The sequence below is a fragment of the Saccharopolyspora sp. NPDC050389 genome (assembly GCF_040655595.1).
Lineage (GTDB): Bacteria > Actinomycetota > Actinomycetes > Mycobacteriales > Pseudonocardiaceae > Saccharopolyspora.
The window spans coordinates 22,193-44,638 of record NZ_JBFAKG010000022.1 but is presented as its reverse complement, the minus strand read 5'-3'; the positions used below and the strand labels follow the sequence as shown (position 1 = coordinate 44,638).

The 22,446-nt window shown below is 69.4% G+C and carries 17 protein-coding genes; 13 read left to right on the top strand and 4 right to left on the bottom strand.

Annotation, left to right across the window (positions count from 1 at the left end; genetic code table 11):
* Positions 1 to 36 precede the first annotated feature (36 nt).
* From AB0I53_RS16720 to AB0I53_RS16680, 9 genes are all read left to right on the top strand, one after another.
* Entirely contained in the window at positions 37 to 846 is an 810-nt protein-coding gene (locus AB0I53_RS16720) for a thioesterase domain-containing protein (RefSeq protein ID WP_358602989.1), read from the top strand.
* Complete coding sequence (locus AB0I53_RS16715; RefSeq protein ID WP_358602987.1) at positions 843 to 2,645, top strand: non-ribosomal peptide synthetase; 1,803 nt, start codon at positions 843 to 845, stop codon at positions 2,643 to 2,645. The genes AB0I53_RS16720 and AB0I53_RS16715 overlap by 4 nt, the downstream gene beginning before the upstream one ends.
* 81 nt (positions 2,646 to 2,726) lie before the next feature.
* Positions 2,727 to 3,965 (top strand): cytochrome P450, encoded by a 1,239-nt coding sequence (locus tag AB0I53_RS16710; protein ID WP_358602985.1) that lies wholly within the window; start codon positions 2,727 to 2,729, stop codon positions 3,963 to 3,965.
* Positions 3,966 to 4,018: 53 nt separating this feature from the next.
* A complete protein-coding gene (locus tag AB0I53_RS16705; RefSeq protein WP_358602982.1) occupies positions 4,019 to 5,275 on the top strand; it encodes a cytochrome P450 in 1,257 nt (418 codons plus the stop codon).
* Positions 5,272 to 5,601 (top strand): phosphopantetheine-binding protein, encoded by a 330-nt coding sequence (locus AB0I53_RS16700; protein ID WP_358602979.1) that lies wholly within the window; start codon positions 5,272 to 5,274, stop codon positions 5,599 to 5,601. Before AB0I53_RS16705 ends, AB0I53_RS16700 begins: the two co-directional genes overlap by 4 nt.
* On the top strand, positions 5,598 to 6,860 hold the full coding sequence (locus tag AB0I53_RS16695) for a cytochrome P450 (protein ID WP_358602977.1): 1,263 nt from the start codon (positions 5,598 to 5,600) through the stop codon (positions 6,858 to 6,860). The genes AB0I53_RS16700 and AB0I53_RS16695 overlap by 4 nt, the downstream gene beginning before the upstream one ends.
* On the top strand, positions 6,857 to 7,642 hold the full coding sequence (locus AB0I53_RS16690) for a thioesterase domain-containing protein (protein WP_358602975.1): 786 nt from the start codon (positions 6,857 to 6,859) through the stop codon (positions 7,640 to 7,642). Before AB0I53_RS16695 ends, AB0I53_RS16690 begins: the two co-directional genes overlap by 4 nt.
* A 104-nt stretch (positions 7,643 to 7,746) precedes the next feature.
* Positions 7,747 to 7,968 (top strand): ferredoxin, encoded by a 222-nt coding sequence (locus AB0I53_RS16685; protein ID WP_358602972.1) that lies wholly within the window; start codon positions 7,747 to 7,749, stop codon positions 7,966 to 7,968.
* Positions 7,969 to 7,999: 31 nt separating this feature from the next.
* Positions 8,000 to 9,979, top strand: a complete 1,980-nt coding sequence (locus AB0I53_RS16680; protein ID WP_358602970.1) for a carbamoyltransferase C-terminal domain-containing protein — start codon at positions 8,000 to 8,002, stop codon at positions 9,977 to 9,979.
* 316 nt (positions 9,980 to 10,295) lie between these two features.
* Here AB0I53_RS16680 and AB0I53_RS16675 read toward each other — a convergent pair whose 3' ends face one another.
* On the bottom strand, positions 10,296 to 15,989 hold the full coding sequence (locus AB0I53_RS16675) for an amino acid adenylation domain-containing protein (protein ID WP_358602967.1): 5,694 nt from the start codon (positions 15,987 to 15,989) through the stop codon (positions 10,296 to 10,298).
* A gap of 172 nt (positions 15,990 to 16,161) precedes the next feature.
* Between AB0I53_RS16675 and AB0I53_RS16670 the strand changes: the two genes are divergently transcribed.
* The 3 genes from AB0I53_RS16670 (at position 16,162) to AB0I53_RS16660 (ending at position 18,244) form a co-directional block, all read left to right on the top strand.
* Positions 16,162 to 16,704: an AraC family transcriptional regulator gene (locus AB0I53_RS16670; RefSeq protein ID WP_358602964.1), complete on the top strand. Its 543-nt coding sequence runs from the start codon at positions 16,162 to 16,164 to the stop codon at positions 16,702 to 16,704.
* Positions 16,705 to 16,798: 94 nt separating this feature from the next.
* Positions 16,799 to 17,281 carry a dirigent protein gene (locus AB0I53_RS16665; protein ID WP_358602961.1) on the top strand — a complete coding sequence of 161 codons (483 nt, stop codon included), beginning with the start codon at positions 16,799 to 16,801 and terminating at the stop codon, positions 17,279 to 17,281.
* 744 nt (positions 17,282 to 18,025) lie between these two features.
* Positions 18,026 to 18,244, top strand: a complete 219-nt coding sequence (locus AB0I53_RS16660; RefSeq protein WP_358602958.1) for a hypothetical protein — start codon at positions 18,026 to 18,028, stop codon at positions 18,242 to 18,244.
* Positions 18,245 to 18,332: 88 nt separating this feature from the next.
* Here AB0I53_RS16660 and AB0I53_RS16655 read toward each other — a convergent pair whose 3' ends face one another.
* Both AB0I53_RS16655 and AB0I53_RS16650 read right to left on the bottom strand, forming a co-directional pair.
* On the bottom strand, positions 18,333 to 19,577 hold the full coding sequence (locus AB0I53_RS16655) for a serine hydrolase (RefSeq protein ID WP_358602956.1): 1,245 nt from the start codon (positions 19,575 to 19,577) through the stop codon (positions 18,333 to 18,335).
* Positions 19,578 to 19,604: 27 nt separating this feature from the next.
* Entirely contained in the window at positions 19,605 to 20,921 is a 1,317-nt protein-coding gene (locus AB0I53_RS16650) for an alpha/beta hydrolase (protein ID WP_358602954.1), read from the bottom strand.
* Positions 20,922 to 20,972: 51 nt separating this feature from the next.
* On the opposite strand from AB0I53_RS16650, the gene AB0I53_RS16645 reads away from it, so the two are divergent.
* The gene (locus tag AB0I53_RS16645) at positions 20,973 to 21,518 is read left to right on the top strand and encodes a helix-turn-helix domain-containing protein (protein ID WP_358602951.1); all 546 of its coding nucleotides are present in this window, start codon (positions 20,973 to 20,975) and stop codon (positions 21,516 to 21,518) included.
* Positions 21,519 to 21,707: 189 nt separating this feature from the next.
* Here the strand turns inward: AB0I53_RS16645 and AB0I53_RS16640 are convergent, their stop codons facing one another.
* Positions 21,708 to 22,346 carry an HD domain-containing protein gene (locus AB0I53_RS16640; RefSeq protein WP_358602948.1) on the bottom strand — a complete coding sequence of 213 codons (639 nt, stop codon included), beginning with the start codon at positions 22,344 to 22,346 and terminating at the stop codon, positions 21,708 to 21,710.
* Positions 22,347 to 22,446 lie beyond the last annotated feature (100 nt).

The following is a 22,446-nucleotide window of genomic DNA, read 5'->3' as shown; positions in this document are numbered from 1 at the left end:
GAAGCCGCTGAAGACGGAGACATCGAGGAGATCACCATGCCGGATCCCGGATCATGGCTGCTGAGGCCGCCGCCCGAGGACGCGCAGACCCTGTTGTTCGGCTTCCCGTACGCCGGCGGTGGCGCCTCCCTGTACCGGCAATGGCCGAATCAGATCGGGGACGCCTGGTTCGGCGCGCTCCAGCCGCCGGGCCGGGAGCACCGCTTCCGGGAACCGCCCGTGCGCACCCACGCCGAGTTCACCGAGTCGCTGGTGGAGTACCTGGCCCGCTTCGCCGATCGCAAGTTCGCCTTCTTCGGCCACTGCGGCGGCGTACCGCTGGCGCTGTCCACCACGCTGGCGCTGAAGGATCGCGGAATGCCGCTGCCCGCAAGGATTTTCGCGTCGGGTTGGGGCCCGCCGCACGAGCGGCTGTACGGCAGGCTCAACTTCGTCGACCTGGCCACCGCCGACCTCGGCGCAGAGGTCAGCGCGTTGTTCGAAAAGCTCGGAGTGCCGGTGCGCGAAGACTTCGTCGAGGTGGCCGCCCAGGTCCTGCGCGTCGACTTGGAGCTGCACCGGCCCCACCTGCACGACGCGACGCGCTTCCTGCCGGCACCGGTGACGGTGCTCGGCTGGACCGACGACGACGTCGTCCCGCCTGCGGAGGCGTGCCGCGGCTGGGAAGAGGTCGCCGAGACCCGCTACGAGGTCCTCGACGGCGAGCACTTCGCGTTCACCCGCTGCCCGCCGCACCTCGTCGACCTGCTGACGCGTGACATGACCGACGTGCGACCGCCTCCGTCGACGCGTGCCGATGCCGTACCGAACAACCCACTCGAAACGACGCCGGAGGTAATACCATGAGCTCATCCGACGGATCGCCGCAACTCGGCCCGACCATTCACGAACTGGTGGAGGGCTGGGCGGCCGCTACGCCGTCCGCGCCCGCGGTGCGGGACGCCGACGACACGATGACCTACCGCGAGCTCAACGAACGAGCCGACCGGTTGGCCACCGTGCTGCGGGACAGCGGGTTAGGGCTGGAGAGCCGGGTCGGCGTCGCGATTCCTCGTTCGGCGGCGGCGATCGTGGCGTTCCTCGGCGTGTTGAAGGCGGGCTGCGGCTATGTGCCGCTGGACCCCGAGTACCCGGCGGAGCGCCTCGACTTCATCCTCGCCGACTCCGGTGTCGAGGCGCTGGTGACGGTTTCTTCGGTCGAGCTCGCGCATCCCGAAGGAATGCCGGTGATCGTCCTGGACGGCGACGAGCCGGCGGCGGCGTCGGCCCCGGCCCCAGTGCCGGTCACCGCACAGCAGTGCGCGTACGTCATCTACACGTCCGGCTCGACCGGCACCCCGAAGGGCGTGGTGGTCGAGCACCGCAACGTGGTCGCGCTGGTGAGCAACGACGACCGGCTGGCCGTCGGCCCGGGCGAGACGGTGGCGCACTTCGCGCCGACGGCCTTCGACGCATCGGTCTTCGAGATCTGGGGCGCGCTGTGCCGCGGTGCGCAGGTCGCGATCCTGCCCGGGGCGCAGGTGTCCATCGAGGAACTGGGGCGGCAGCTGCGTGAGCTGCAACCGGACTGGTTGTTCCTCACCACGGGGCTGTTCCACCTGCTGGCCGACTTCGACCTGACCGCCCTGAAACCGGTCGGGCGCCTGCTGACCGGCGGCGACGTGCTCAATCCGGACCACGTGGCGGCGGCCGCCGCCACGACGTCGGTGTACGCCGCCTACGGGCCGACCGAGACCACCGTCTTCACGACGCTGCACTCGCCGTCGCCGGGCCGGCAGGGCAGCCGGGTGCCGCTCGGACGCGGCCTGGACGGCGTCGGGGTGTACGTCCTCGACGAACGGTTCGAACAGGTCCCGCAAGGCGAGATCGGCGAGTTGTACATCGGGGGCAGCGGGCTTTCCCGCGGCTACCACGACAGGCCCGAGCTGACCGCCGAACGTTTCCTGCCCGATCCGTTCGCCCGCGTGCCCGGGGCGCGCATGTACCGCACCGGCGACCTCGGCCGGGCACTGCCCGACGGCGAGCTGGAATTCCACGGGCGCATCGACCGGCAGGTGAAGGTCCGCGGATTCCGCATCGAGCTGGGCGAAATCGAGAACGTCTTGCTGAGCGCACCGGATGTGTCGGCCGCGGCGGTGGTGGCGGTTCCCGGGCTGGACGGCGACAAGCGGCTTGCCGCGTACGTCTCGTCGGGCGCGGATCTCGCCGTTTCCGAGCTGCGTGCCTGGACCGCCGCCCGGTTGCCGGGCCACGCCGTCCCGGCCACGTTCATCGTCCTGGATTCGCTGCCGCTGGACGCCAACGGGAAGCTGGATCGCCGGTCGCTGCCCGCGGCTTGGGCCAGCCGGGCCGCCGTGGAGGGACTTCCGCCGTACGTGGCGCCCGGCAGCGAGATCGAACGGATCATCGCCACCGCTTGGGCCGAGGCCCTGGAACTCGACGAGGTCGGGGCGCGGGACGACTTCTTCGCCCTGGGCGGGGATTCGCTGCGCAGCGTCGCCGTGCTCGAACGGCTCCGCGCGATCGGGGTCGGGTTCACCGCCGCCCAGTTCTTCAGCCATCCGACGGTGGTCGAGCTGGCGGCCCAGTACGAAGCCGACGCCACCCCGTCCGACGCGGCGAGCACCGCCGCGCGGACTTCCTGATGCCGACGGCCCCGCCGCGAGACGGGGCCCGAGGTTCCGCACCGCCACGTAAGCCATTTCGAACCAGTCCTTGGGGACCACATGCGCATCACCGCACCCGATTCCGCCGAGTCCGTTCCGCTCGACGAGATCGACCTGTACGCCCCCGAGCGTTATCGCGACGGCAGCCAGCACGCGGCCTGGCAGACCCTTCGCCGCCAGGCACCGGTCTGGTGGCACGAACGGCCCGGCCAACCGGGTTTCTGGTCGGTGACGAGGTTCGCGGACTGCGAACGCGTCCTCAAGGAGCACCGCACGTTCAGTTCGGCATCGGGCACGGTGCTCGGCTCGATCGAAACCGGTGATCCCGCGGGCGGGCGCACCATCTCGCTGATGGATCCGCCCGAGCACACCGGGCTGCGCACCGCGTCGATGCGGTCGTTCAGCCACTCGGTCCTGCGCGGGCGGGCCGACCGGATCCAGGAGCAGGTGCGCCGCCTGGTGCAACCGTGCCTCGACGGCGAGCAGGACTTCGCCCACCTGATGCGCAGGTTGCCGATGGCGATCACCGGTGAACTGATCGGCATCCCGGAGGAACACTGGGACCCGATCGCGTTCTGGACCGCGGCCGGGATCTCGCCGGAAGATCCCGCGTTCGCCGTCGGGCCCACCACGGCGCACACGCTGCGCCGCGCCCACCACGAGCTGTTCGCGCGGTTCTCCGAGCTGATCGCGCACCGCCGCCGTCACCCGGGCTCCGATCTGATCAGCGCATTGCTGGAGCTGCGGCCCGATGGGCGGCGGATGGAAGACGGCGACGTGCTGCTCAACTGCTACAGCTTCATGGCCGGCGCCAACTCCACCACGCCGCACGTCGCCGGCCAGACGCTGCTCGCGCTGATCGAGCACCCGTCGTGGTGGGCGTGGCTGCGCGAGGATCCGGAGCGGACGCCGGTGGTGGTGGAGGAAGGTGTGCGGTGGACCGCCACACCGCACCACCTGGTCCGCCGCGCGGTGCGGGACACCGAGATCAGCGGCGTCCGGATCTCCGCGGGCGACTGGGTCTGCGCCTGGGTCGGCTCGGCGCATCGCGACGAGGCGGTTTTCGACGACCCATATCGCCTGGATCCGCAGCGCCCGCCCAACCAGCACATCGGGTTCGGCATCGGCCCGCACTACTGCATCGGCGCGCCGCTGTCGCGGATCGCGTTGCGGGCCTTGTTCGAAGAACTCGTCTCGAAGTTCGAACAGATCGAGTTGGCCGGCCCCGTCACGCACCTGACGTCGAACTGGGTCAACGGCCTGTCGTCCATGCCGGTGCTCGGAAAACCGCGGCGGTGACAGATGAAGAACGCAAGTGACCTGATTCCCAACATCGACAGGGAGGTACGTCGATGCAGCTGATCGCCTCGCCGCCGGCCGCACCGGTACCGCTGGACAAGATCGACCTCTACGACCCAGGCCGGTACCAGCACGGCGAACAGCACGCGTCCTGGCACGCCCTGCGGGCGACGGCTCCGGTGTGGGCGCAGCAAACCCCGGAGGGCGACAGGTTCTGGTCGGTGACCACCTACCGCGATGTTTCCCGGGTCCTCATGGACGACCGGAGGTTCAGCTCGGCGCACGGCACGATCCTCGCCGTCGCACGGGGGGACAGCGCGGGTGGTAAGACGATCAACCTGATGGATCAGCCCGACCACGCGTCGGTCCGGCTGCCCACCATGCGCACCATGGCGACCCGGTTGGTCCGGGAACGTCGCGAACGGGTGCGCGGTCACCTCCGCCGGATCCTGGACGGGCACCTCGATCACGGCGAACCGGTCGACTTCGCCGAGCTGATGCTGCAACTGCCGATGGCCGGGGTCGGCGAGATCATCGGCATCCCCGTCCGGGACTGGTCGTCGATCGTCAGGTGGGCGATGGCCGGTGTCGCGCCGGCGGATCCGGAGTACGCGACGGGCTCCGAGGAGGACACCCTCCGGCACGCCCACCACGAACTGATGGCCCTGTTCTCCGACCTGATCGGGCAACGGCGCCGCCAGCGCCGGGACGACCTGATCTCGGTGCTGCTGGACCTCGACTTCGGCGGCCGCCGGATGAACGAGCACGAGGTGCTGCTCAACTGCTACAGCTTCGCGATGGGTGCCATCACGACGACGCCGCAGGTCGCCTCGCACATGGTGCTCGCATTCGCCGATCAGCCGCAGGTTTGGCGCACGCTCCGGGCGAATCCGGACCTCGTCCCGAGCGCGGTGGAGGAGGCACTGCGGTGGGCCTCGCCGACCAACCACCTGATGCGCCGCACCCTCACCGAGGTGCAGATCGGCGATGTCCGGCTGGACGAAGGAGAACTGGTCTGCGCCTGGGTCGGTTCGGCCAACCGGGACGAACAGGTCTTCGCCGACCCGTACTCCTTCGACCCGGGCCGCACACCCAATCCGCACCTCGCCTTCGGCGTCGGCGCGCACCGCTGCATCGGCGGACCGGCGGCGCAGGTGGCGCTCGCGGTGCTGCTCGAAGAACTGATCGCGCGGTGCGACCGGTTCGAGCTGGCGGGCGAGGTGACCCACCTGTACTCCAACTTCATCAACGGGATCACGCACCTGCCGGTGCGGGTCCGCACGAGTGATCGGGAGGTGGCGCTGCCATGACCGACGTGGAGCACGAATCCGGCGCGCCCGCAACGGAACCGGCGGTGCCGCGCGTCGACAAGAACTTGTCGACCGAGTACATCCCGCCCCGCACCGACCTGGAACGGCGGCTGGCGGCCATGTGGGCCGAACGCCTGAATGTCCGGCCGGTCGGCGTGGACGACGACTTCTTCGAACTCGGCGGCCATTCGCTGGCCGCCGCAGAACTACTGGTCGACATCGCATCGGCGACCGGCGTCGAGGTCTCCGCGCAGACCCTGTTCCTCCAGCCCAGCATCGCCGAGCTGGCCGCGGCGCTGGAAACCGGGACAGGAGCGCAAGGATGAGGCACTCGCACCCGACCGACCCGCACGCCATCCACCTCGACGCGGTGGACCTGCGGGATCCGGCGCTGTACCGCAACGGCGACCCGCACGCGGTGTGGCACGCGATGCGGCACCGGGACCCGGTGCGCTGGCAACCTACCGGGCAGGGATCCGGTTTCTGGTCCGTGACCCGGTACCACGACATCGTTGCGGTGTTGCGCGATCACGCCACCTTCACCTCCGAGGGCGGCACGTTGCTGACGCTGCTCGGGCAGCCCGACCCGGCCAGCCGGCAGCAGCTGTCGGCCACCGACCCGCCGCGCCACACCGAGATGCGGGCGCCGTTGCAGCGCCTGCTGGTCGGCCGCACGGCCGACCGGCACCGCGAACTGGTGCGGGCCGAGGCCAGGAGACTGCTGGAGCCCGCTCTCGGCGGTGAGCCGTTCGACATCGCGGTCGCGGTGCACCGCCTACCGGTCGTCATGTTCGGGACGTTGATGGATCTGCCGCCCGCCGACTGGCCCAGGCTGACCGAGCTGGCCGAGATGGCGGTCGCTCCCGACGACCCGGTCCACCAGCTCTCCTCCGGCGCGGCGGCGACCCAGCACCGGGCGCACCGGGAGCTGTTCGCCTACTTCCAGGACGCCGCGAGCCGGCGGCAGAAGGAGCCCGGCGAGGATCTCCTCAGCACCCTGCTCACGATGACGGTGGAGGGCGCCCCGCTCGGCCGCGGCGCGGTGATGGCCAACTGCTACCTGCTGCTGATCGGTTCCACCGTGACGGTGCCGGAAGTGCCGAAGGCCGCGCTGGCCGAGCTGATCCGGTCCGGTCGCTACGCCGACTGGGCGGAGCACCCGGAACTGCTGGAAAGCGGTGTGGAGGAGGCGTTGCGCTGGGCTTCCCCGGCCAACCACGTGCTGCGCTACGCGACGCGACCGACCGAGCTGCGCGGGGTGCCGATCGCGGAGGGCGACGCGGTCGTCGTCTGGTACGGCTCGGCCAACCGCGATGAAGAGGTCTTCGACGATCCGTACCTGTTCGACGTGCGTCGCCACCCCAACCGGCACCTCACCTTCGGCGCGGGCCCGCACTACTGCGTGGGATTCGCCATCGCCCGGATGACCCTGCAGGTGCTGTTCGAGGAGATGTTCGCCGCGTTCGAGGACTTCCAGCTGGCCGGCCCGGTGGAGCACGTCGCGTCGAACTTCGTCGCCGGGATCTCCAGCATGCCGGTGGTGGGCAAACCGCGGCCGGGCCACCAACGGGAGGCCGTGCGGTGAGCGCCGACGTTCCGGCCGCCACCAGGCCGCCCCGGAAGGCCCGGCCACCGCGCTGGTTCCTGCGCCCGCCGGGGAGCGAGGCCGCGGCCCGGCTGTTCTGCCTGCCTTATTCCGGCTGCGGGGCCAGCATGTACCGGAACTGGCCTGCGATGGTCGAGGGCCTGGAGATCTGCCCGATCCAGCTGCCCGGCAGGGAGAACCGGCTTCGGGAGCGTCCACATGAGACCTATCAGGAGCTGGCCGCCGAGGTCATCGATGCGATCGGACCGCACCTGGACCGGCCGTTCGGGTTCTTCGGCCACTGCGGCTCGGCGCTGTCCTCCTACGAGATCGCGGTGCAGCTGGCGCGCAGCGGCGGGCCCGTACCGACCTGCGTGTTCGTTTCCTCGCAGGTGGCACCGCAGGAAGGGCCGTTCGGCACGTACCTGGAAATGGACGATGTCGAGCTGGCCGAGGAGGTTCGGCGGCTGATCCGCGAGTTGGGCGGTGTCGAGCCGCGGGAAGATATGGTGCGGCTGTCGCTGCGGGTGATGCGCGCCGATGTGGACGCCAACGCGAAGTACCGGATGGCGGAGGCGGTGCGGCTGCCCTGCCGCGTCAGCGCCATCGGCTGGAAGGACGACGTGAACATCCGGCCGGACCAGATGACCGGGTGGCGCGACTGCGGGCAAACCGTCTTCCGGCTGCTGGGCGGCAGCCACTTCACCTTCCTGCAAGCACCGGCCGATCTCCGCGAGGTCCTGCTCGCGGACATGGACCTGCCGCTTACCGCTGCTCCGTGAGCGGCCGTAGCCGCTCGCGGAGCGGGACTCGGTCCTCAGGCGTGGGGGCCGGCGAAACGCCGATCTGACAGCACGTTCAACGAAAGCGAACACAGGAGGCACTGGTGTCACAGTGGCGGATCCGGATCGATCAGAGCATCTGCGTGGGCTCGGGCACCTGCACGTCGATCGCACCGGACTTGTTCCAGCTCGACGAGGAGGACCGCTCCTGCCCACCGGCCGGTGCGTTACCGGCCCAGCCGCGTCTGATCGAGGCCGCGGAACTCTGCCCGACCGGCGCGATCGACGTGGTGGACGCCGAGACGGGCGAGTCGCAGATCGGCTGACCGTTCACCCAGAGAGCCAGGAGGCAGAAGCATGACCAACGGAACCAAGGGCGGCTACGTAGTTTCCACCTACCTGAGCCCGCCTGGCCTGCTGGCCTTTTCCGCGCACCGCCACGACCAGAACGTCGCGCTCTGGCGCGTCGACGACACGCGCATCACGCTGGTCAGGTACTGGGAAGTCGAACGGCTGTCCGGGCTGAAGCACCACGAGTTACCGCTGTACGACACGCCGGAGGCGTGCGGTCGATTAATCGACGAACTGATCGGGCGGGAGGGGTTGACACGCGCCGACCTGACCGAGATCTGGGGCACGCCCGGGCTGGAGATCACCACGGCGTTACCAGAGTTCGACTGCAAGGGCCTGCCGGTGCACAACCTGGCGCACGTGTTCTCCGGTCTGTTCATGGACACCCGTGCGTTCCGCAGCGCGCCGATCATCGCGCTGGCAATGGACGGCGGCCCCGACTTCGCCCTCGAAGACGACGTCGCAGGCGACACCTGGTACGCAGGCGCGGTCGCGCACGAGGGAAAGGTGGAGCTGACCCCGGTGGAGTCGCCCGGCCTGCTCTGGCACGCCGCCCAACGCCTCTTCGGAATGGAACCGGGCACCCTGATGGCCCTGGCCGGTGCCAGCCCGGCTTTCGTCGACTACGACATCGATGTGCTGCTGAGCGAACGGTATTGGGGCGGCCATTCGCTGATGGACAAGTGCATGGGCCTGGTCGGCGACATCATCGAGGCGGCGACGGACGCGATCCGGTCGGGAATAGAGAGTGAAGAACACCCTTTCACCCGCGACGACCTGATCGCCAGCGCGGTGATGAAGATCGTCCAAGCCGCGTCGATCGCGATCGCGAAGCGCAACGTCGACATGCTGCTGGAGCGCAGCGGAGTCGATCCGACCGAGGCCTTCCTCTCCCTTTCCGGCGGATTCGCGCTCAACTGCCCCACCAACTCCAGGCTGGTCAGCGCGTACGGCTTCCGCGGGCTGCTGGCACCACCCTGCGCGAACGACTCCGGCCAGGCGCTGGGCATCGGACTTCTCGGCTTCTTCGCCCGCGGCGACCTGAGCGATCGCGAGGTGGACGTCCGGCTGCCGTACGCGGGGGAGAACCGGCTGCGCACGTCGGCGGCGAGACAACGCTGGGACAGCCGCATCCTGGACGTCCAGGACTTCGACGAGGAGGTCTTCGTCGCGGACATCCAGCGCCATCCGGTGGCCTGGGTCGACGGTGCCGCGGAGATCGGTCCGCGGGCGCTCGGGCATCGCAGTCTGCTCGGAGACCCTCGCCGGATGGAGACCAAGCGGGTGCTGAACCGGGTGAAACAGCGCCAGTGGTGGCGTCCGGTGGCGCCGATCGTGCTGGAAGACCACGTCGCGGACTGGTTCGTCGACGGTCGCCCCTCGCCGTTCATGCTGGAGACGTTCCTGATCGCGCCCGAGTACCAGACGTTGGTACCGGCCATCGCGCACATCGACGGGAGCGCCCGGATACAGACGCTGTCGGCGGCGGACGAGCCCTTCCTGGCCGGTGCTCTCCAAGCGTTCCACCGGGAATCCGGCGTTCCGATCATCTGCAACACGTCGCTGAACGACCGGGGCGAGCCGATCGTGAACGAGGCCGGCGAGGCCGTGAACTTCTGCGTGCGCAAAGGAATCGCCGTCGCCTACATCGAACGCCGGCGTTTCCTGCTGGACGTCTCGCAGCCGGAACTGCTGCCCGACGAACCGCAGCAGCGGCCGCTCGCCGAGCTGTACGCCGATCAGGAGAAGCGCCCCGCGGTGCTGTTCGGCCCCGACGCGGCGCCGGAAGTGCTCTACCTGCTCTACTTCTGGCCGGCTCTCCGCCGATTCGCCGGGCAGCCGAACGGGACGGCCAAGTTGAAGGACGCCGCGCAACTGATCGCCAAGAAGGACAGCCAGTTCTGGACGCGAGTGGACGGGTTCGCCTCGTACTGGCAGTCCCTCCTCGAAGGAAAGATCACCCACGGCCAGATCGACACCCTGTAGGCGAAGCCCGACTCCGGGCCAGTGCTCCAGCCGAGATCACCGAATCCGGCTGGCGCACTGTCCTGTTAGAGGTCCTTTCAGAATGCGGCGTCAGCCGCATGCGGTGAGGGACTCAGCTTGCACCGCCGCGGGTTCTCAGATGTCGTCTGGCGAGGACAGCCCCGAAGCCGCGTATTGGTCATACGTAAGTCGGGGATCCCACAGACCAGACGGCATCTGTAAATCCCGCAGGGGGGCCGCCACCCGCACCGCCACGCAAACCCATTCTGCAACCACCCCTTAGGACGATCTTGCGATGGCGACTGGTGCGCCCGCGTCAGTTCTTCGACCGCCCGTCTCGGTGCCCCAGGAACTCCAACTCGCCGTCGGGCCGGAGGCGGGCGAATTTCCCGGTGCGGTAAAGGCGGTCGGCACCGGGGGCGGGCACGAACGACCGGGCCGTGAGATCGGGGCGGTTGCGGTATCCCCGTGCCAGACCGCGCCCGCCGATCAGGAGCTCGCCGGGCACACCGACGGGCACCGGGAGGTGGTCCGGGCCCACCACGTGGCACGTCGTGTTCGCCAGGGGCGCGCCGAGCGACGGCCCGGCCGCGGATTCCACGCGTGCCGCCGTCGACCAGATCGTCGTCTCCGCGAGTCCGTAGACGTTCCACACCACGCGACCGAGCCCGCGCAGTCGTGCCCGGAGGTCCGCGGGCAGGACGTCGCCGCCGCAAACGATTCGAAGTGCTGGATCCCCGGACCACCCACCGTCCACGAGCATCCGCCACGTGCGCGGCGGCGCGTGCATCGTGGTCGCCCCGGTCGAGGTCAGCAGCTCGGCGAGCGCGGTCGGGTCATCGGCCTCCGCTTCGGTGGCCAGGTCCAGGCGGGCTCCCGTGATCAGCGGCAGGAAGAGTTCCAGCTCCGCGCGGCCGGTGGCAGGCGTCGTGACCGCGAACAGCACCTCGTCCTCGTCCTGCCAGCTCAGCCGTTCCCGGAGAGCGTGCAGGGCGTTGTCGACCGCGCGATGGGTGATCTCCACACCGCGCGACGTCCCGGGCGGGTAGATGAGGTAGGCCAGCGAATCGGGGTCGGCGGGCGGCGGCAGGGTCGCAGGCTCACCGGCGTCCGGGACATTCCGCGGGTCGACAACGGTCGCCCTGGAGTCGCGCAGGTCGGTGGCGGCCTGATCGGTGACGATCACCGAGGCCCCGGAGTCGACGAGCGCATGCCGCAGCCCGACCGGGGCGGAGCGGTCCAACGGCAGGCACGCAGCCCCGGCTCGGTGCACGCCGAGCACGACGGCGGGAAGGTCGGCGGAGTGCGCGACCGACACGGCCACGACATCACCCGGGGCGACGCCGTTCGACCGCAGCTGCCGGGCGAGGCCGGCAGCGCGGGCGTCGAGCTCCCCGTACGGGAGATCCCGCCCCGCGCACCGCACCGCCACGGCCGCCGGGGCCCGGCGGGCATGCTCGGCCACCCTGCGGTGCATCCCGGCCGACCACTTCGCGGGCCAATCCCGCTCGGTGGCGTTGAGGCCGTCGATCAAGGCTCGTTCCTCGTCCGGCCGGAGATCGACGGTGGTCGTCGACTCGGGTTCGGTGGCCATCGCGGCCAGCGCGCGCGAGTAGTACGCGGCGATGAGCTTCACCTGCTTCGGGTCGAGCACGCCGTCGTCGGCGTCGAGGAAGCACGTCAGTTCCGAGCGCCCGGTGTCGAGGTGGAAGTTCGCGGCGAGCGGCAAGCCGACCGGGTCCGCCGGGTGCTGCCAGTCGAGCAGCTCGACATCGGCGAGTCCGCCGAGCGCTTCGCGGACTTCGAAGTCGACGTAGCCGAAGGCGGCCTCGAAGGGCGCCGTTCCACCGCGCGCCCGGACGATCTCCGCGAACGGATAGCGCCGGTGCGGCACGATCTCCTGCTCGGCCTCGAAGACCCGCCGAACCAGGTCGAGCCAGCTCTCGCCGGTGAGCTCGACGCGCAACGGCACGAGGTTGCGGAACCAGCCGGCGATCTGGTCGCCGCCGAGGTGCTCGGGACGACCGGTCGTGGCGACGCCGGTCATGGCGTCCGCCCGGCCGCCGAGCATGCCGACCACCTTCAGATGAGCGGCGAGCAGCACGGTGCGCAGCGGGGTGCCCGCGGCGCGGGCGAGCTGAACGAGACCGTCGAGAATCGCGGCGGGTACGGGCACCTCGGTGCGGACGTGGCGGGTCGGGCGCTCGTCCCGCCGCGACGGCCAGCGGGGAAGTGCGCGGGTCTCGTGATCGGCGACGTAGCCGCGCCAGAAGCGCTGCTCTTCCAGTGAGTGAGCCGCTTCTCGCTCGGCCCTGACGAAATCGCCGTAGCCCAGCGGCAACGGCTCGCGGCGCGCCGGGCGCTCGCCGGCCCGGAGGGCCTCGTAATCGGACATGAGCTCTGCGATCAGCAGGCCCATGCTCCAGCGATCGATCAACGGATGGCTGAGCACGAGGTGGAACGAATCGGGCTCCACGCGGACGTCAGCCTGGAACCGCGACCAGTCCTCGACCCGGCTCTCCGGTGTGGCCGACGCGAGGTCGTGCATGCGCAGCGGCACCGACGTCGTCCGGTGGACGAGTTGGAGCGGCTCGCTGAAACCGGCTGTCCCGAGGGACGTTCGAAGCAGCGGGTGACGTTCGCCGAGTGCGTCGAGCGCTTCCCTCATAGCCGGCTCGGAGAACTCACCGCCGAAGTGGAAGGCCGCAGCGCAGCGCTCGCGGTCCGCGCCGGTCGGATCGCGATCGAGGAGCTCGGTCTGGGCAGCGGTCAGGGGATAGGCGTCCTCGAGCCCGTCCGGGAGGTTCTCCCGATCGGCCGGAGCGAGCAGCGAAAACGGCGCGGTGCGGATTGGCTGATCGACCACCGGCCGCGAGGCGCGCGCGAGTGCTTCGAAGGTGGGGGAGCGCAACACGTCCAGCACCGAGACGTCGAGTCCCGCCTCCCGGAGGACGGCGCGAAGTCGAAGCGCGGCCATCGAGTTCCCGCCGAGCGCGAAGAAGTTGTCGTCGACGTCGGTCTCCGGGATCGCGAGCACCTCGGCGGCGACGCGGACGAGCGTGCGCTCCGCAGGAGTCCGCGGCGACCGCCGCACGCCGTCGCCAGAGCCCGATCCGGCCGCGGTCGCGGCGAGGGCCACGCGATCGGCTTTGCCACTGGGGGTGAGCGGAAGCTGCTGGAGCAGCCGGATTCGGCTGGGGATCATGAAGGCCGGCAACCGGCGTCGCAGGTGGGAGATCAGCTCGCCCGGCTCGGGTTGGGCGCCGTCGGCCGGAACCACGTGAGCCTCCAGGAACGGCGTGCCCGCCTGCCTGCCCACGGTCACCACGGCGTCGCGCACCGCGGGGTGGGCGGACAGCCGGGTCTCGATCTCGCCGATCTCGATCCGGTTGCCGTGGATCTTCACCTGGTGGTCGAGCCGCCCGAGGTACTCCACGGCGCCGTCGTGGCGGCGTCGCCCGAGGTCTCCGGTCCGGTAGAGCCGCGCCGGGGCGCCCGAGAACGGGTCAGGCACGAAGCGCTCGGCGGTCAGCGCGGGTCGGTTCAGATACCCGGCCGCCACCTGCACCCCGCCGATGTGGATCTCGCCGACCGCGCCGATCGGCACCTGCCGTCCCGCGGGGTCCAGCAGGTGGATGCCGGTGTTGTCGACGGGGAAACCGATCGGCACCGCGTCTTCCCCGGAGCGGCACGGCCACCACGTCACGTCCACCGTGGCCTCGGTCGGGCCGTAGAGGTTGTGCAGCTCGCAGGGCAGCCTGCTCAGCACGTCCTCGACGAGGTCCAGGGGCAGGGCCTCACCGCTGCAGAACATCCGCCGCAAGGAGCCGCATTCCGCCACTCCCGGCTCGGCGAGGAAGACTCGCAGCACGGACGGGACGAAGTGGATCGTGGTGATCTCCTCGGCGCGGATGACATCGGCGAGGTACGTCACGTCCCGGTGACCGCTCGGGTCGGCCAGGACGAGACGCGCGCCGACCGCCATCGGCCAGAAGAACTCCCACACCGACACGTCGAAGCTGGAAGGGGTTTTCTGCAGCACCCGGTCCTGCGGCGTCAACGAGAAGGTGCCTTGCATCCAGGCGATCCGGTTCCGCAGGGCGGCGTGCGTGATCAGCACGCCCTTCGGGCGGCCGGTCGATCCCGAGGTGTAGATGACGTAGGCGGGGGTGTCGTCGTCCACTGCGGCCGCGACCGGTTCGTGCCGTTCGGCCAGGTCCTCGGGCGGGTCGTCGAGTGCGACCACGTGCGCCGCCGCATCGGGGATCCGGGCTCGAAGGTGGGATTGGGTCAGCACGATCGACGGCCGGGCGTCCTCGATCATGAACTCGATCCGCTCGACCGGGTAGTCCGGGTCGAGAGGGAGGTAGGCGGCGCCGGCCGACAGCGTGCCGAGCAGGGCCACCACGAGCTCGGGCGAGCGCTCGACCGCGACGCCGACGATCGAACCCGGCCCGACGCCGCGTTCCCGCAGGAACTGCGCCAGCCCGTTCACCCTCCGGGCGAGTTCGCGGTAGGAGACCGACCGCCCGGCAGCGCGGAGGGCGATGTCGTCCGGACGTTCCCGGGACCTGGTGTGGAACGCCTCGTGCAACCACGGTTCGCCGTCGTGGTCGCGAGCTGTCCGATTCCACTCGGCTATTGCGCTTCGCTCACGCGCCGTGGTCCGAGGGAACGCCGAAAGCGGTCGCGCGGGCTCGGCGATGACGTCCGAGACGAGTTCTTCCAGGTTCCGCAGCATGGCCTCGGCGGTCGCCCGGTCGAAGAGATCGGTGTTGTACCGCAGGCAGAACCTCAGCCCGTCAGGTCCTTCGGCCGTCATGAGATGCAGCTCGAACTGCGAGCCGGAGTCGATCAGCGGCAGCGATCGGAGCGTGAGGCCGCCGACCTCGACCTGCGCGCCGTCGTCTCCAAGGGCGAGCAGAGCGAGCTCGGGCGGCGTGCCTGACGGGGGCCGCAGGTGGGCGTGCATGACCTGGAAGATCGGCGAACGGCTCGCTTCGCGGCGCGGGGCGACACGTTCGACGACACGGGCGAACGGGACGAGACGACCGTGGAACGCGTCGTCGGCGGCCTGCTTTCCCCGGGCCAGGACTTCCGCGAACGTGGGGTCGCCGGCGAGGTCGAGATCGATCGCCACCGGGTTGACGAAGCAGCCCACCAGCGGCGCGAACTCGGCGCGGTCGCGGCAAGTCGCCGGAACACCGACCACGATCCGGTCCTGCCCCGTGCAGCGGTGCAGGAGCAGCTGGAACGCCGTGGTCAGGAAGACGTCCGTCGTGACTCCACGGGACCCGGCGAAACGGGTGACAGCCGAGCTCAGGGAAGCCGGGAGCGCGAGGCGGGCGACGGCACCGTTCTCGGTCTGCACGGCCGGGCGCGGGTGGTCGGGCGGTATTTCCAGCGGCGGCGGCGATGGATTGAGCTTGTCGGCCCACATTTCGAGCTGCGCGGCGGCCGCCTCGCCCTCCAGCCAGGACCGCTGGTCGGCGACGAAGTCCGCGTAGCGGGCGGGCAGGCCGGGAAGCGCGGGCGGTCGCCCCTCGCGCTCGGCTCGGTAGAGCTCACCGAACTCGGCCAACAGCAGTGCGAGCGACCGGAAATCGGCTACGAGGCCGTGCAACGAGATGAGCACCCAGTGCCGGCCGGGGTGGAAACTGCGCACCCGAATTCGCAGCAAGGAATCGGAGGTCGGGTCGAACCGCCGGTCGGCCTCGGCCTGGAGCGCTTCGCGCACCGCCTGCACGGTCTGTCCGCTCACGTCACGGTGCTCGAAGTCGAGGGCGCGCTCGGGCAGCACCTCCTGGTGCGGAACACCGCGCCGGGCGCCGAAGTGGGTTCGGAGGGCCTCGTGCCGCGCCACCAACCGTTCCCAGCAGCGACGGAACGCGCCGACGTCGAGCGGCTCGGCGATCTCGACCGCGCGGCTCACGCGGTTGGCGTTGCTGCCGCCCGCTCGCTCGTCGACGAACCACAGCGCCTCCTGGTTGGAGGCCAAGGGGAACTGCATCGAGCCGTCGGTCGCTGCCGGTTCGGAGGCGGAGCACGGGTCCGTCATCGAATCGCCGTCACCGCAGATCGGAAGCTGAGGCCGGGCTCGGCATCGCCACGCGCGGAAATCGACAAGGCAGGACCCTTTCCCGAAGCACCGTTGAACGCCCCATCCCCGATCGGGACATCCTGTGTGGAGTGTGTCACTCGACCGGAAGCGTCGATACCTCCTTGTGGGCCAATGCCTGGCGTACGAAGCGAACCAGGCCAAAATCCGAAAGGACGCCACGAAACCGGTCATCCGTCCGAAAACCACCGTCGAGCCCCGCGACGTACCCGGCCGTGCAACGGCAAGGTGTGGACTCGGCAAACGCTCGGTCGCAGAGACGTGTCCTGCTGACGCGGGCCGCGCAGTCGCACTGGGCTTGGCCGACGGACATCGAGGTCGTCCACGTGTACCTCACCGGGGAGGAGCACGCGACCACCTGCCGGCAGGTGTACGACCGCGAAGTCGACGAGATCGAGCTGCAGGACGTGCTCGAGGCGGACGACCCCTTCATGTTCCAGGCGTCAACCAGCGCGTCGAGCGCGCGAAGATCCTGCCGCAACGCACCCACGCGCCCAGCAACGAGATCGCCAACCTGTGCGGCTTCTGCGATCAGAGCCACCTCACGCGGGTGTTCCGCAGGCACGTGGGCGTGACACCAGCACGGTTCAGGATCGGACTTTCTTAGGCGAAAGATCATGCTTGACCTCCAGTGAAGTAGAGGTCTCAGGATCGTTTTCGTTCGCCGTGACCTGCACGGCGCCTTGGAGGAGGACGATTCCTTGTTTGCGAAGAAGGCTTTCGCCGTCGGTGGTGGCCTCGCCGCGGCCGGGCTGTTGGCGCTGAGCTACCTGTCGGTCCCCGAAACGTCCGCGGCCGCGGATCCGGCGGTGCGGACGGAGGTGATCGACCTCGACGTGAGCAACGACCAGTTCGTCCTCACCGATGTCGGCGAGCCCGGTGTGAGCATCGGCGACGAGTACGTGTTCTCGGACGAGCTGTACCAGGGCGGGCGGCAGGTCGGCGACGATGGTGGCGCTTGCCAGGTGACGCATGTCGAGGGGCAGGAGATCACCACCAACTGCGTGATATCGGTCCGGCTGCCTGACGGACAGATCACCGCCCAGACGTTGTGGGTCCGCGGCACCGATTCGTTGATGGCCATCACCGGCGGCACGGGCAAATACCGCACCGCCCGCGGCGAGGTGGAAGCCACTGACGTCCAGACGCTGAATGAGAAAGTCCGCATCACGATTGTGCTGTGACCGCCGAGCGTCAGGTGGTTCCCGTGCTGTTCGATCGCTCTGCGCGGGCCTGGTGGTCGTGGCACGAACGAGGCTGGTCGGTGTTGCGGTTTCTCGGTTCTCGCCGATGACTGTCTCTTGTAGACTGAACTGAGGATCATGGAGGTGCAGGTTCGAATCCTGTCGGTTCGACCGCGGAGGAGGGAATGATCAACGATCTTCCCGGAGCAGCCGAGGTGCTCCACCGGCTGACGGAGGAGACGGTTGAAGCGCTGCGCGGCGTCGAGAAGTCCGTCGAGTTCCGCTGACCGCAGGATGGGCGCCGACGAGCGTGCCCAGAGCCAGCTGCGGGCGCCGAAGCCGGTTGCGCGACGTGGAAAGCGGCGCCGCACCAACACGCAGTCGTGCGTGCGAAACAGGTGGCCGGACCGGTCAGGAATCGAGAAGCGCTGGCCACGCGGCCGCGCCTAGCGTGACCGCCATGGACATCACCATTCACGGGGCTGGGCCCGGTTAAGGCCGAACGGCCAACGGCGAACCGGTCATCCGGGCCGGTCGACTTCCGGACTTCCCGTTGGTCTTCGAGCCAGGCGGTCCCGACCAGACCCATGACGTCAGGTTGCGCCGCGCTGGTGCCGCTGTCCTTCGACCGGGTCGGCGAGGCGCTGCCGCCGTCGATCGCCACCACCAACGTCCACAACCGGCTGAACGTCTCGCCCGGCAGGTCGCCGGCGCCGGGGTTGCTCGTCTTCAGAGGAGGTTCCATTGATCGGGAACAAGTGGGTTCGCCAGATTCACCGCTGGCTGGCCATTGTCTTCACGGTGACCGTGATCGTCACTTTCGTCGTCTTGGCGCAGGAAAAACCTGTCATCTGGGTTTCCTACGTGCCGCTGCTTCCGCTCGCCTTGCTCCTGTTCAGCGGTCTGTACCTGTTCGCGCTGCCGTATGCCACCAAGCGGAGAGGCGCTGCTCGCGGGAGATGATCGCCCCTAGCCGTACGCGATGCGCACCGGGATGGGCATTCGGCGACCCGAGATCAGACCGGGGATGTCGAGCGCGGTCGTGGTGGGGTCATTGCGGCATGGCCAGCAGGTGGAACGCGCCACGGATGATCGACTGGCCTTTGATCGTCACATCGATCTTGTCGAGCGGAGCGGCGGGGTCGGACACCATGAGGCTGGTGGACAGCACACGTGCGTCGGCGGTGCGGACCAGGTAGTGCAGGGTAAGGACGCCGGGCTCGCTGCCGCCCTTGTACCAGACGGTGGGGAACCTGGAGATGTCCAGGTTCAGCCCTTCGTTGCTGAGGGACAGGGCGTGGTGGATTTCGGGCTGATCGAGTCGCTGCAGTCCGGCGTAGGCGTGGCAGATGTCGATGGGTGAGGCGAACCACTCGATCTGGTCGATGTCCCTGGGATGTGGCCAGCTCTCGCGCACGTCTGGCAGCGGAAGCCGTTCCAGCTCCTCCACAACGGCGGCACGCTCGTGCCGCGGCAGGGTCAGGTATCGCCGCGCGCGGGCTGGATCGGCTTTGAGCTGGAAGAAGGCCTTGGTGGTCAGGGACGGGTCGTTCGCCTGGGGCTGTCGGTGGCTGAACAGTGTGAGCTGCCGCCACGCCGCGTCCCGGCCGAGCCGGTGGATCAGGTGGTCGGTGGCGGTGTTGTCGCTGATGGAGATCATGTGGTCGGCGTAGTCCGCCAAGGTGAGGGTGGCGCCGGCCGGTCGGTTCTGCAGCACGCCCCCAGGCAGGCTCTTCCAGTCGTCGCGGATTGCCAGCAGTTCGTCCCAGGAGGCTCGTCCCTCGGCGGTGGCTTGGCCGAGCGCGCCCAGCACGTACAGTTTGAACGCCGAACCGATCGGGCGTTGCGTGTCGGCGTCGAGGCCGTGCCGGATCTGGCACTGTCCGTCGGGGCGGATCTCGGCAGCGGCGAAGGACACGCGTGCTCCCAGCTGGGTCAGCTGGCTGTCGATGTCCGTCCACGAGGTCGGTGGGGCTTCGTCGGGGGTCAGGCGCATATCGTCGATGAGTCCTGCACCGTCCACGCGCACCGCGACGAGGTAGTCGGCGCTGCCGCGCACCGCCGCCTGGGCGTGATCCGGTCGCGATGCGAGGATTTCGCGCACGGTGAGCCGGCCGACCTCGGCTAATGCGGCGTTGAAGCTCTCGGGCCCGCCAATGGCGTCAAGCAGGGCCAGCGCTAGGCGCTGACGGATCTCGCCGTCCGGCAGGGGAGCGCGAGCTGAGGCGCCGACCAGCCAGTCCAGTTGCCGTCCGGCGGACGACGAGGATGCGTCCGCCGTGGTTGTTTCGATCACTGCTGTGTCCTTTGTGGTCGGTTCTGGTCACTCGGGCCGGTGTGGTCGGCGCTTGAGGTTGGAGAAGAGCCGGGCGATCTTGCTCTGGCTGGGCGCCAGCCATTCGGCGATGTCGGCGACCACGGCCGGGTCGACGTGCTGCGGCGACTCGTACCCGGCGGGCGTGGACGGTCCTTCGCCGCGGAAGAACATGTGGTCGTCGGCGTCGTAGACGCGGATCGTGACGTTGGGCCGATGTGCCAGGCCCGCTTGCCAGCGCACGAGGTCGTCGGCGACGGTCACCTGATAGTCGCGGCCGCCCTGCAGGATGAGCATCGGCTTGTCCAGCCCGGCTGCGGTCGCGACCGGGTCGTAGCCGCGCAGGTCCAGCCAGTACGAGGCCGGCCAGCCGAAGAGCAGGTCCGCGGTCGGGGTCGAGGGTGACAGGTCAGGGCTGTCGACGAGCGCGGCCTGCCGCGCAACCGACTCGACAGCTGCCGCCGTGGCCGGGCCGGGATTCAGCTCGGCCAAGTAGCGGGTGACCCGGACGGCGGCCTGGCTCAACGGCAGCGCATCACCGGCGAGGCTCACCAGACCGGCGACCGATGCCTCGGCGGCCGCGACCCGTGGGGTTGCCTTGCCGCCGCCGCTGTGGCCGAGGACGAACACCCGCGCGGGGTCCACGCTTTGCTGCTGTTGGAGCAGGTGAACGGCGGCAACCGCGTGCGACACGTACTCGTCGATCATCGTGAAGCCGGGTTCGGACGCGACCCCGCTGTGGACGTGGGTCACCTTGTCGAAGCGGGCCACTGCCACGCCGCGGCTGGCCAGCCCCCACGCCAGGTCCTTGAACGGCTTGTTCGGCCCGGTGGTCAGGTCGCGGTCGAAGGGCCCCGCGGTGAGCAACACCACCCCCGGCCACGGGCCATGCCCCTTGGGCAGGGTCACGGTGCCGGGCGCCGCGAGCGGGCCGGAGCCGACGGTGACCTCATGCTCGGTGAACCGTTTCGGGGCGGCATAACTCGGTGGCTCCCAGGACGTGTAAGCCGGCGGCGCGAGCCGCAGACCGTGCAACATGCCGGCGTCGTCGACCGGCATGATCACCGTGAGTCCCCCGCGCGCACAGGTCATCGGGACGCTCACCCGGACCAGCCCCGCCTTGACCGGCTCGCTTGTCGGCTCTCCGACCGCCGAGACCGGCCCAATCCTGGAGATCTCTCCCTCCCAGCCGACCCGCAGCGTCTCGGCGGACACCACCGCCCGCAGCCGTGGAGCGAACAACTCTTCGATGTCCGCGAAGCGTCCCTGCATCGCCATGTCGACGACCGCTGTGGCGACCGCCGCCGGATCCGTTCCCAACATCATCACCCATTCTCAAATTTTGCGAACGGTATCATGACATGAGATCGTTGAGTTGTGGACACCTTGGAACTGCTGGGGCACCCGGTGCGGCTGCGGATCGTGCACGCCATGCGCGGCGGGCGGACGCTCACCACCGCCCAGCTCTGCGCGCGACTGCCGGACGTCTCGAAGGCCATGGTCTACCGGCATGTCGACCTGCTCGCCGCCGGCGGAATCCTGGAGGTGGCCGACGAACGACGCGTACGCGGCGCGGTCGAGCGCCACTACCGGTTGCGCCAGGAACGGGCGAGCATCGACCCCGACACGGCCGCATCACTGTCGCCCGACGACCACCGGCGCGGATTCGCCGGAGCGGTAGCCGCCCTGGTCGCCGAGTTCAACGCCTACCTCGACCGAGAAAACACCGACCCGGCCGCCGACGCTGTCGGCTACCGGCAACACGCGATCTGGCTCAACCAGGACGAACTCACCGCCATGATCAGCGAACTGCGCGACGCGATCCTCCCCCGGCTGGCCAACCAACCCACGCCCGACCGCATCCGATACCTGCTCAGCCCGATCCTCTTTCCCAGCGAACAACCCCCTGCCCACACCGACTGAAGCGCAGCCTCGGCCCACGGCCAATCGCCCAGAGCCGAATCGCCCCCGGTCAGAACCCCAACCGTGTATATCTGCACCGGAAGTGTCCACACCGGACTATTCGTCGAACCCGAAGTCGTGGATCGGGCGCAACAGTCTGGTGTGGACGTTCGTCAGGTATCTACCGCAGGTGTGCCGGGGAGTGCTGTGTCATTCCGGCCAGTCGGAGTTCTTGATGACCTCGACGAAGTCGCCGCGTACGAAGCCTGGGACGTAGTGGGCCAGCACGTCCGCCTTGACGTTGCCGAACGTCGTCGCGGGGCGGTCCTTGATGCCCTCGGTGAACGCGGCGAGGATCTGGTTCTTGAAATCCGGACGGGGGTGCGCCGCGACCACGGCGGCGCGTTGTTCGTCGGAGACCGCGTGATAGCCGATGCCCAGGACGTCCAGCTCGACACCGCGGGTGACCAGGGCTACCTCGGGCGCCATGTGCAGCGGGATCTCGGGGGTGGTGTGCAGGGCGATGGCCGTCCAGACCTGGTCGGCGGGCTCGCCGGTGATGCCGTGGGCCTGCAGGAACCTGCGCGCCTCATCGGCACCGTCGATCTCGAAGCGCTGGTCCGCGCGGCGGAACCGCTCGGTCAGGCCCAGGTCGTGGAACATGGCCCCCACGTACAGCAGCTCGGGATCGAACCGCAGCCCCTGCTCCCGGCCACGCAGCGCGCCCCACAGGAACACCCGCCGAGAGTGGTCGAACAGGACCGGCGAAACGGCCTCGCGCACCAGTTCGGTGGCCTCCCGCGCCAGGGCGCTGTCCGGGATCTCCACGCCTGCGATCGATTCGTTCATCTCCGCTGCCTCTCTCGCTCCGCCGGTGACCGGCTCCAGATTCGCCCGGGCGGTTATCCTGGCGCCATGTCCTTTCGGTCAGAAGAACCACAGATTCAGA

What these genes read in the sequence shown, in the direction of transcription:
- AB0I53_RS16720 (WP_358602989.1), top strand. Translation starts at nt 37, where the DNA reads ATGCCGGATCCCGGATCATGGCTGCTGAGGCCGCCGCCCGAGGACGCG.
- AB0I53_RS16715 (WP_358602987.1), top strand. Translation starts at nt 843, where the DNA reads ATGAGCTCATCCGACGGATCGCCGCAACTCGGCCCGACCATTCACGAA.
- AB0I53_RS16710 (WP_358602985.1), top strand. Translation starts at nt 2,727, where the DNA reads ATGCGCATCACCGCACCCGATTCCGCCGAGTCCGTTCCGCTCGACGAG.
- AB0I53_RS16705 (WP_358602982.1), top strand. Translation starts at nt 4,019, where the DNA reads ATGCAGCTGATCGCCTCGCCGCCGGCCGCACCGGTACCGCTGGACAAG.
- AB0I53_RS16700 (WP_358602979.1), top strand. Translation starts at nt 5,272, where the DNA reads ATGACCGACGTGGAGCACGAATCCGGCGCGCCCGCAACGGAACCGGCG.
- AB0I53_RS16695 (WP_358602977.1), top strand. Translation starts at nt 5,598, where the DNA reads ATGAGGCACTCGCACCCGACCGACCCGCACGCCATCCACCTCGACGCG.
- AB0I53_RS16680 (WP_358602970.1), top strand. Translation starts at nt 8,000, where the DNA reads ATGACCAACGGAACCAAGGGCGGCTACGTAGTTTCCACCTACCTGAGC.
- AB0I53_RS16675 (WP_358602967.1), bottom strand. Translation starts at nt 15,989, where the DNA reads ATGCAGTTCCCCTTGGCCTCCAACCAGGAGGCGCTGTGGTTCGTCGAC.
- AB0I53_RS16650 (WP_358602954.1), bottom strand. Translation starts at nt 20,921, where the DNA reads ATGATGTTGGGAACGGATCCGGCGGCGGTCGCCACAGCGGTCGTCGAC.
- AB0I53_RS16640 (WP_358602948.1), bottom strand. Translation starts at nt 22,346, where the DNA reads ATGAACGAATCGATCGCAGGCGTGGAGATCCCGGACAGCGCCCTGGCG.